The 2,634-nt window shown below is 55.8% G+C and carries 2 protein-coding genes and 1 pseudogene; all 3 read left to right on the top strand.

All coding sequences use genetic code 11. The features are described from left to right. Positions 1-86 precede the first annotated feature (86 nt). Positions 87-935, top strand: a pseudogene (gene wecB / locus MPRO_RS21055) (non-hydrolyzing UDP-N-acetylglucosamine 2-epimerase); the annotation flags it as partial. A gap of 47 nt (positions 936-982) precedes the next feature. Then, a complete protein-coding gene (wecC, locus tag MPRO_RS21050; protein ID WP_067297960.1) occupies positions 983-2,245 on the top strand; it encodes a UDP-N-acetyl-D-mannosamine dehydrogenase in 1,263 nt (420 codons plus the stop codon). A 41-nt stretch (positions 2,246-2,286) separates the two neighbouring features. Further along, on the top strand, positions 2,287-2,634 hold a 348-nt coding region (locus MPRO_RS21045; protein ID WP_245635168.1), incomplete at its 3' end, for a 3-hydroxyacyl-CoA dehydrogenase NAD-binding domain-containing protein.

Here is a 2,634-nt window from a genome sequence, read left to right as displayed (position 1 = left end):
GTTGTCTTTGTCTACGTGTGACGCGTAGCCGCTCGGTGTCTACACGTGATGAGTCGGCGGGAGCGTCAGAGGTGTAGAAGGTCCAGGCCTACTATCAACAGATACCTGTCGGGCATGTCGAAGCCGGGCTTCGGACCGGCGATCTGTACTCTCCCTGGCCGGAAGAGGCGAATCGCAAGCTTACTGGCGCCCTCGCGGACCTGCATTTTTCACCCACCGAGATGGCCAAGGCTAATCTGCTACAAGAGGGGGTTGCAGAGTCCCGTGTCCTGGTCACCGGCAATACCGTGATAGATGCACTGCTCGCTGTACAGGGACAAATCAAGCGAGATCCACAGTTGCTAGCGCAGATGCAACAGCAATTCCCCTTCCTCGGGCCGGTTGATCACGAAGGTGGCGGGGATTCAGGCGGCAAGAGAATCATCCTGGTGACCGGCCATCGCCGGGAAAGCTTTGGTGAGGGTTTTGAGCGAATCTGTAGCGCGCTGGGCGAGTTGGCGAGCCGCAATGATATCGAGATCGTCTATCCTGTACACCTGAACCCACAGGTTCGTGAGCCGGTTTACCGCTTCCTGAGCGGAAAAAAGAATGTCCACCTGATAGAGCCCCTCGATTACCTCCCCTTTGTTTTCCTGATGAGTCGGGCTCACATTATTCTGACTGACTCGGGCGGGGTTCAGGAAGAAGCGCCGTCACTGGGCAAGCCGGTGCTGGTGATGCGTGAGACGACTGAAAGGCCAGAGGCAGTCAGCGCCGGGACGGTCAGGCTGGTCGGTACCGATATTAACCGGATCATGACTGAAACCTGCACACTGCTCGATGATGAGGACGCCTACCGAACAATGTGTTTTGCCCATAACCCCTATGGGGATGGGAAAGCCAGCGAGCGTATTTGTCAGATGATCGCGGATGCTCATGGCCAGACGACTAAATAGAGCGCTTCGATGGAGCGCATACACTTTTAGCATGAAGAGGCATCGTGATGAGCAACGAAGCAGACGGGAAGTTTAACACCGTATCTGTGGTGGGGCTGGGTTATATAGGCTTGCCGACGGCGGCCGTGCTGGCGTCGCGAGGACTACAGGTGATCGGCATCGACGTGTCCGAGCATGCTGTTGCGACTGTCAACGCTGGTAAAATTCATATTGTTGAGCCGGACTTGGACATCGTTGTCCGTAGCGTGGTCTCGACCGGTAATCTAAAGGCCACACTGATTCCGCAAGCGGCCGAGGCGTTTATCATCGCCGTACCGACCCCCTTTAAAGAGGATCATCAACCGGATCTCAGCTATATCAAGGCCGCCGCTGAAACCATAGCGCCTGTTTTGCAGCCCGGCAACTTGGTGATCCTGGAATCGACCTCGCCGGTTGGCACCACTGAGCAGCTTGCAGGCTGGTTGGCGCAATGTCGTGAGGACCTCTCCTTTCCCCAGCAACAGGGGGAGAAGGCCGACATCAACATTGCCTATTGTCCGGAGCGGGTTTTGCCCGGGAATGTGCTGCAGGAGCTGGTGGCGAACGATCGCATTATCGGCGGCATGACCCCTCGCTGTGCCGCAAGGGCGGCGGGGCTTTATCAAATATTCGTGCGGGGGGAATGCCTGCTCACCCATGCCCGTACTGCTGAAATGGCCAAGCTGACGGAAAATGCCTATCGTGATGTGAATATCGGCTTTGCCAATGAACTGTCTGTTATTTGCGACAGGCTGAAGATCAATGTATGGGAACTGATCAGGCTCTCGAACCGTCATCCGCGGGTCAATATCCTCAAGCCCGGGCCCGGCGTGGGGGGGCACTGCATTGCGGTGGATCCCTGGTTTATCGTCAGTGCGGCACCGCAGGAAGCGCGCCTGATCCGCATGGCCAGGGAGGTCAATGATGGCAAACCGAACTACGTGATCAACAAGGCTCTCAAAGCCGCCAATCAGTTCAAGCAGCCAGTGATCGGCTGTTTCGGCCTATCCTTCAAGCCCGATATCGATGATCTGCGGGAAAGTCCTGCGCTTGCCATCACGCTGGCGCTGGTCGATGCAAAGGTGGCTGAAATCCTGGTCGTGGAGCCCAATGTTAAGCAGCTGCCAGATGCCTTAACCAGGCGGGAAGTCGAAAAGGTCCACCATAACGAGGCACTGGAGCGTGCCAATATCATCCTGCTGCTGGTGGCGCACAAGGAATTTAATGGATTATCCAGTGACTTTCTCAATGAGAAGGTAGTGATCGATGTCGCTGGGGTACTCAATCATTGAGCAATGGGATCGAGTGATTTCGCAGAGCGAGGATATGGGCCGTGAATACGATTGACGACGTGAAGGTGGCGGTAATAGGTCTGGGTTATGTGGGGTTGCCACTGGCGGTGGCGTTCGCCAAAAAGTTCGATGTAGTGGGATTTGATATTAATGCAGAGCGCATTAATGCGTTAAAGGATCAGATCGACAGCACGCTTGAGATGAGCGTAGAGGAGCTGAGTGCCGTGCCGGCTCTGAGCTATAGTTCGGATCCAGAAGAAATCAGGAACTGCCAGGTCTATATCGTCACTGTACCGACGCCGATTGATCGTCATAAAAGGCCCGATCTTGGACCGCTGCAGCGCGCCAGCGAGCTGTTAAGCGGGCTGATTCAGCAGGGGGATGTGGTG

Source organism: Marinobacterium profundum, from assembly GCF_001528745.1.
Lineage (GTDB): Bacteria > Pseudomonadota > Gammaproteobacteria > Pseudomonadales > Balneatricaceae > Marinobacterium_A > Marinobacterium_A profundum.
Note: the sequence above shows the minus strand (reverse complement) of the source record. Positions and strands in the feature narration are given on the sequence as shown.

Bases quoted from the DNA above. Each gene is read 5' to 3' on its own strand.
- wecC (WP_067297960.1), top strand. From the start codon at position 983: ATGAGCAACGAAGCAGACGGGAAGTTTAACACCGTATCTGTGGTGGGG.